The sequence below is a fragment of the Enterobacter cloacae complex sp. IR53030 genome, from assembly GCF_049238365.1.
In the GTDB taxonomy this organism is placed as follows: domain Bacteria; phylum Pseudomonadota; class Gammaproteobacteria; order Enterobacterales; family Enterobacteriaceae; genus Enterobacter; species Enterobacter kobei.
The window spans coordinates 1-6,235 of sequence record NZ_JBMKHA010000052.1 but is presented as its reverse complement, the minus strand read 5'-3'; the positions used below and the strand labels follow the sequence as shown (position 1 = coordinate 6,235).

8 protein-coding genes and 1 pseudogene are annotated in these 6,235 nt (G+C 45.6%); all 9 read left to right on the top strand.

The window, feature by feature from the left end:
• Positions 1-358: 358 nt before the first annotated feature.
• The 9 genes and pseudogenes from ACOTXR_RS24825 (at position 359) to ACOTXR_RS24785 (ending at position 6,177) form a co-directional block, all read left to right on the top strand.
• Positions 359-1,495 (top strand): ISAs1-like element ISAs12 family transposase, encoded by a 1,137-nt coding sequence (locus ACOTXR_RS24825; RefSeq protein ID WP_021141311.1) that lies wholly within the window; start codon positions 359-361, stop codon positions 1,493-1,495.
• A 162-nt stretch (positions 1,496-1,657) separates the two neighbouring features.
• The gene (locus ACOTXR_RS24820) at positions 1,658-1,819 is read left to right on the top strand and encodes a peptide-methionine (S)-S-oxide reductase (RefSeq protein WP_223290059.1); all 162 of its coding nucleotides are present in this window, start codon (positions 1,658-1,660) and stop codon (positions 1,817-1,819) included.
• A 58-nt stretch (positions 1,820-1,877) separates the two neighbouring features.
• The gene (locus tag ACOTXR_RS24815; RefSeq protein ID WP_011711655.1) at positions 1,878-2,432 is read left to right on the top strand and encodes a carboxymuconolactone decarboxylase family protein; all 555 of its coding nucleotides are present in this window, start codon (positions 1,878-1,880) and stop codon (positions 2,430-2,432) included.
• A 137-nt stretch (positions 2,433-2,569) separates the two neighbouring features.
• A complete protein-coding gene (locus ACOTXR_RS24810) occupies positions 2,570-3,085 on the top strand; it encodes a YkgB family protein (RefSeq protein WP_011711654.1) in 516 nt (171 codons plus the stop codon).
• A gap of 236 nt (positions 3,086-3,321) precedes the next feature.
• On the top strand, positions 3,322-3,768 hold the full coding sequence (gene msrB / locus ACOTXR_RS24805; RefSeq protein ID WP_011711653.1) for a peptide-methionine (R)-S-oxide reductase MsrB: 447 nt from the start codon (positions 3,322-3,324) through the stop codon (positions 3,766-3,768).
• A gap of 2 nt (positions 3,769-3,770) precedes the next feature.
• Positions 3,771-4,271 carry a peptide-methionine (S)-S-oxide reductase MsrA gene (msrA, locus tag ACOTXR_RS24800; protein ID WP_011711652.1) on the top strand — a complete coding sequence of 167 codons (501 nt, stop codon included), beginning with the start codon at positions 3,771-3,773 and terminating at the stop codon, positions 4,269-4,271.
• 29 nt (positions 4,272-4,300) lie between these two features.
• Positions 4,301-4,840, top strand: coding sequence for a peptide-methionine (S)-S-oxide reductase (locus ACOTXR_RS24795; RefSeq protein ID WP_223878982.1), 540 nt, complete (start codon positions 4,301-4,303; stop codon positions 4,838-4,840).
• 15 nt (positions 4,841-4,855) lie between these two features.
• Positions 4,856-5,125: pseudogene (locus tag ACOTXR_RS24790) on the top strand (IS481 family transposase); the annotation flags it as partial.
• Positions 5,126-5,511: 386 nt separating this feature from the next.
• Positions 5,512-6,177: an ATP-binding protein gene (locus ACOTXR_RS24785; protein ID WP_163138160.1), complete on the top strand. Its 666-nt coding sequence runs from the start codon at positions 5,512-5,514 to the stop codon at positions 6,175-6,177.
• Positions 6,178-6,235 lie beyond the last annotated feature (58 nt).

Below are 6,235 nucleotides of genomic sequence, written 5' to 3'. Positions count from 1 at the left end.
CCGTGTCTCCTTTCCCGGGGAATGGCTATGGCACAGCGAAGGTGTAGCACTATTGGGATCAGTTATTTAGCATAGATCCAGGGCGAGATCGTGAACATTTTGTTAAAAATTAAAAATAGTTTTTTGCCTACAAAACAAATACTTATAGGCCTGTGATATGCAGTTAACTTTATAGTCAGGATCGCCTTCACACTTTTTAATCGTCACTGCACGTCATTTCAGCTCAAAAAATGCGCATGAAATCCAAAAAATGATAATTTCCATGATTTCCATAGTTAACAATTTGCTCACATCCTCACCCTGAAATTTGACCTGGTGATCCGGCTGTGATCTCATGCTCCTTTTCAGGAGTGCTCTCATGTCTATTGATGCCGTTTTCGCTCAGTTCTTCGACAATATTCACGACCCTCGCCAGCATGCCAAGATTTATTATCCCTTCTACGATGTCCTGTTTCTCACCGTCTGTGCCGTGATCGGCGGGGCTGAGGGCTGGGAAGATATTGAGGATTTCGGCGAGGTTCATCTTCCCTGGTTTCAATCCAAGGGACTGTTTAAAAACGGCATTCCTGTCCATGACACCATTGCCAGGATCATCTCCGGCATCAAACCAGAGCCGTTTCAGGCCGCCTTTGTGCGGTGGACTCAAGCCATTAACCAGCACACCGATGGCGCCCTGGTCGCTATCGATGGCAAAACCCTGCGCAGTTCCTATGACCGTGAGGATCGAACGTCGACCATTCACATGGTCAGTGCCTATGCCGCCGCCAATAAGCTGGTGCTCGGACAGATAAAAACCGACGCCAAGTCCAATGAAATTACCGCTATTCCCGAGTTGCTGGCGCTGCTCGACATCAAAGGCTGCCTGGTATCCATCGATGCGATGGGGTGCCAGACCGAGATCGCCGAGACCATCCTTCAGCAAGGTGGCGATTACTTATTGGCCGTCAAAGGCAACCAACCCAAGTTGTTCGAGGCGGTTCGACAGGCCCTCGCCCCGCTGGCGGCCACCCCGTTATGCGCAGAGACGATGACGCTTGAGAAGGCTCATGGCCGCATCGATGGTCGTGAGTACCATGTCATGGCGGCGGGCGAGTTGGCCGCCCAGTTTCCTCATTGGAAACAGTTGCACAGCATTGGCGTGGCCATCTCCTATCGCGTTGAAAATATGCAAAAAATTACCATAGAGCAGCGTTATTTCATCAGTTCCAAAGCGTTGGTGCAGGATGAGTTTGCGCGAGCGGTGCGTGGGCACTGGGCCATCGAAAATAGCCTGCACTGGGTGCTGGACGTCACGATGGGCGAGGATGATTGCCCGATTTATCGCGGTGATGCCGCAGAGATTTTGGCGTGCATCCGGCACATGGGGCTGAACATGCTCAGGGCCGAGACTTCACGCAAGGCGAGCGTAAGACGGAAGCAAAAAATCGCAGGAATGAGCAGTGAATATCTGGAAACGGTACTCAATGCGGGTCTCAAAAAACTGGGTGAAATTTAACAAAATGTTCACGCTCTCACCCTGACATAGCCCCTACGTAAACTGTCTAATAAGTCACATTATACGAACTATTGAGCATGTTATATCTATTTTACATGCTGTAAATTCAGTTCCATTAGTAAATAGATAAAAACCAAGGAGGCTTTATGAAAAATAAATAATGTGATCGTTGCCGGAGGGTGTTTTTGGAGTCTCGAAGACCTCCTTAGAAATCAGGACGGCGTGACGTCAACGAAGGTGTGTAGTGGCACTGAAATGGCGACTGCGCAAGACGTGAAGATGAGCTGTCTGATAGCAACGGATTATCAAGCAGAACCTTCTTAAATACAATTTATTCCACGCCAATACAGCGTGCTGTCTTTCAAATCACTAGGAGAAATTTATGTCACGTTTGAACACCCCTACCACAATCGACGCCGCGCCTACTGCTACCCATACCTCACTCAAGGCTGTGGAAAAACAACTGGGCCGCGTTCCTAACATGTTCCGCGTCGTTGCCAACAGCCCTGCTGCGCTGACTGGCTACCTGCAATTGAGCGCAGCATCAGCACAGGGCGGCTTGGGTACAGCGACTCTTGAGCGTATTGCCCTAGCCGTCGCTGAGATCAACGGCTGCGATTATTGCCTTGCTGGCCATTCCTTCCTAGGCCGTAAGGTGGCCAAGCTTGATGATGCTGAACTCACTGCCAACCGCAGCGGTGCATCAAATGACCCTAAGGCCGACGCAGCCGTGCGTTTTGCTGCCGCCGTAGTCCGCCAGCGCGGGCAAGTCAGCAATGACCAGGTCCAAGCGGTGCTGAACGCTGGCTACAGTGATGCACATGTAGTGGATATTCTGTTGGCTGTTGCCCTGAACACTTTCACTAACTACGTTAACGAAGTGACACAGACCGAGGTCGACTTCCCGGCCGTTCAACCACTAGGCATTGATGTCTAATCCATTGGTGCTCAACTACAGCAATTACCTAAGTTAGGTTCGACTCGAGTAAACATATAGTTTTTCTCAAGAGTCATATCATTTTAGTGGGCTACATAGAGTGAGTCCACATGGCTAAAAATAATTGGAGATATAAGATGACTATTCCCGAAATTGAAAATGGTGTCCAGACTACCAATATCCTTAGTAATAATCTCGGTGCAAAAGTCACTAAGTTTGGTATAGGTGGCATCTACGTTGCCATGACGATAATATATTTGTGGTTTGGTGGTATGAAATTCACTAGCTACGAAGCAAACGGTATACATGGTTTTGTTAGTAATAGCCCTCTGCTTTCATGGATGTATAGTTTCCTCAGCATTCAAGGATTCTCAAATTTTCTGGGTGTGCTTGAAATTTCAGTTGGCCTGTTAATCGCTGCACGAGTTTTCTCCCCTAAGCTCGCAATCTTGGGCGGTGTACTTTCAACCGGACTCTTTTTTACGACATTGTCGTTCATGCTGACTACACCCGGTGTTTTTGAGGCATCTCTTGGGTTTCCTGCGATCTCTGTGGTTCCTGGCCAGTTTTTGCTAAAAGATTTAGGCTTGTTTGTCGTGTCTATATTTATCGTAGGCACATCACTTACAGCACTGGAGCACAAAAACAAATAAGCCGCATCCGAAACAACTATAAGTTAGAGGGCCTTAAATTCTGCGGTATAGGTCTTGCAGTTCTTTTTAGCTGTCATAGGCACCTCGTTATGTGATTTTACTCACTTAGCGCGGTGTACAGAACTACTGGATCAGATCATTTTTTCGGGTTAACGGCCTAAGTGAAATAAATTCTGTAAACAGAAGGTCTCTTATAATCTGAAAGGCACATGGCTCTACTCTATAAGAGGACATTTATGAATACCTATCAAAAATCTATGAATGCGATTTCTGCTCTGACTAAGGAGCAGTATCGGGTGACGCAAGAAAATGGTACAGAGCGTCCAGGGACTGGTGAATTGCTAAAGAACACCAAGCCCGGCATTTACGTGGATATCGTGTCAGGTGAGCCTTTATTTGCGTCTTCTGCCAAGTATGAATCAGGGTGTGGTTGGCCGAGCTTTACCAAAGCGATAGACTCTGTCAACGTAATTGAAATCACTGATAGGTCGCACGGCATGACCCGCACAGAAGTGCGCTCAACTCATGGCGACAGTCACTTAGGCCATGTATTTTCAGACGGTCCCAAAGACCAGGGTGGCCTACGTTATTGTATTAACTCAGCGTCATTACGTTTTATTCCTAGGGAAGAAATGGCAAGTAAAGGTTACGCAGAGTATTTAGACCAAGTAGAGGACATTTAATTATGGCAATTGAACGCGCAGTATTAGCCGGTGGCTGCTTTTGGGGCATGCAGGATCTTATCCGCAAACGTCCCGGTATCACTTCAACCCGAGTAGGTTATACCGGTGGTGAAGTGGCTAATGCTACCTACCGCAATCATGGTAACCATGCTGAAGGCATTGAAATAATGTTCGATAATGAAATCACCAGCTATCGACAAATTTTAGAGTTTTTCTTTCAGATTCATGACCCTAGTACAGTAAATAGACAAGGTAATGACAAGGGCACATCTTATCGCTCAGCCATTTATTATACCTCTGAGGCACAGCATGCTGAGGCAGTAAAAACCATTGCTGACGTGGATGCTTCGGGATTATGGCCTGGAAAAGTAGTGACTGAAGTCGAACCTGCAAGTGATTTTTGGGAAGCGGAGGCTATGCATCAGGACTATTTGGAACTCCGACCAAATGGCTATACCTGCCACTTCCCCAGACCAGACTGGAAGTTGCCCTCATCTCAATGAGTTTGCAGCAGCCCACACAGACTTGCAATTTGCATACGACAACCACCCTTAATACAATCGGCTTAGGCGGTGGTTGTCACTGGTGCACCGAAGGCGTATTTTCATCACTTATTGGCATTGCTACTGTCAATCAAGGTTGGATCGCCTCAATTGGTGACAACGCTCAGTTCAGCGAAGCCATTGAAGTGGTTTTTGATCCGACTGTTATTTCTTTATCAACCTTGATCGAAACCCATTTACATACTCACGCGAGCACATCAAACCACTCAATGCGTGGTAAATATCGTTCAGCGATATACGCTTATGATGAGGTTCAGTATAACCAGGCTGTAAACATATTAGATGCCTGTAGAGCTGATTTTGAGCAGCCAGTCATTACTCAGGTTTATTTTTTTAAGGATTTTAAAGCGAATAAAACTGAGCTTATCGACTACTTTTATACAGCACCCAACAGACCATTTTGTCAAAGGTACATTCATCCAAAACTCACCTTCTTATTAGCACGTTTCAGCCACTATGTTGATACGCATAAATTGACAGAGTCAGGTGTAGAGTTAACATCGATATAGGCTGTGCTACTCTGCAAGTTCGAGCGTCATGATTACCAACTCTAGTAGTGGCATCGATCACACGAAAACTAAAACGATGTCACCGCAAACGAATGGGATCTGCGAGCAGTTTGATAAGGCGATCCTGAACGAGTTTTATCAGGTGGCTTTTCGCAACAAGTTAATCAAACGCTGGAGACGCGGCAAAATGATCAGGATGAGTGGCTGTCTTACAACAATGAACGAACTCATCAGGGCAAAATGTGCAACGGCAGAACGTCAGTTGAAACTGATCTGATCCAGTAGTTCTGTACACCGCGCTAAGTGAGTAAAATCACATAACGATACAACAACGTTACCCTACATAATCCCAAACTAATTTATCGTTGGAAACGCGAGTTATCCGTGAAGATGATAGAGCTTCTACGCGAGATCCTTTCCAACTGAGTCTGTTCGATGCTCTGTTATACCAATATCTTTGGAAACGCCCTTCGATGGTAGCTTGTTGCTTCTATCAACATTCATACACTTTTGTGAAAAAAATTTCCTGTGTATTTATCGGTATAGCATAAAGTCCATAATCAAATTAAAACGCTACCTAGTACAAAATTGCCTATTATTTAACCTTGACACTACCAATATGCACTGATCTGATATATATTGATTTAATGTATATTTTGCAGGCGATTTTTATGAAAAGTGCACTACTGCGGATCATCACCAACCAGAGCGCGTTTCCTTCATTGACGGAAATATCCTTGACGGGTCATAGCAACATCTCAGGGACAAACGGAGCAGGAAAAACCTCATCTCTTGTTCTGGTTCCTGTTTTTTATGGGATTGACCCTCAGTATATGGTCAGAGAAAAGCCTAAAACCTTTCTGGATTTCTATCTTTCTAAAGCACGTAGTTTTGTCATTTTTGAATATCAACGACAAGATCAGATCTCCTGTGTCGTGCTTTACAGACATAACAACACGTTGCATTACAGGTTTGTCAAAGGGGACGCCGATTCCACTTTATTTACAGAACAGAGCAAAATGAAGCTGAATAATGCGGAAAATATTGATTGCTGGCTCTCGGAAGACATCGCTCAGATAACAGAAGTGTCCCGGCAGATCAAAACCATCAAGGATTACTGCGCAATTATCCAGCACAACTTGTCGCACCTATCCCCGATTAAAGCTCGACAGTCAGGACTCAAGGATATTGCTGATAAATTCTCTCTGTGCCGTCCAGGGAAATCAATGAGGCACATTGAACGCTTAACGTCCGTCATGCACAAAAAAACAAAATTGATGGAAGGGTTAAAAGACATGGTTGCAGATTGCTTTATTGACAGTCAGCTAAATAACTGATCCCAATAGTGCTACACCTTCGCTGTGCCATAGCCATTCCCCGGGAAAGGAGACACGG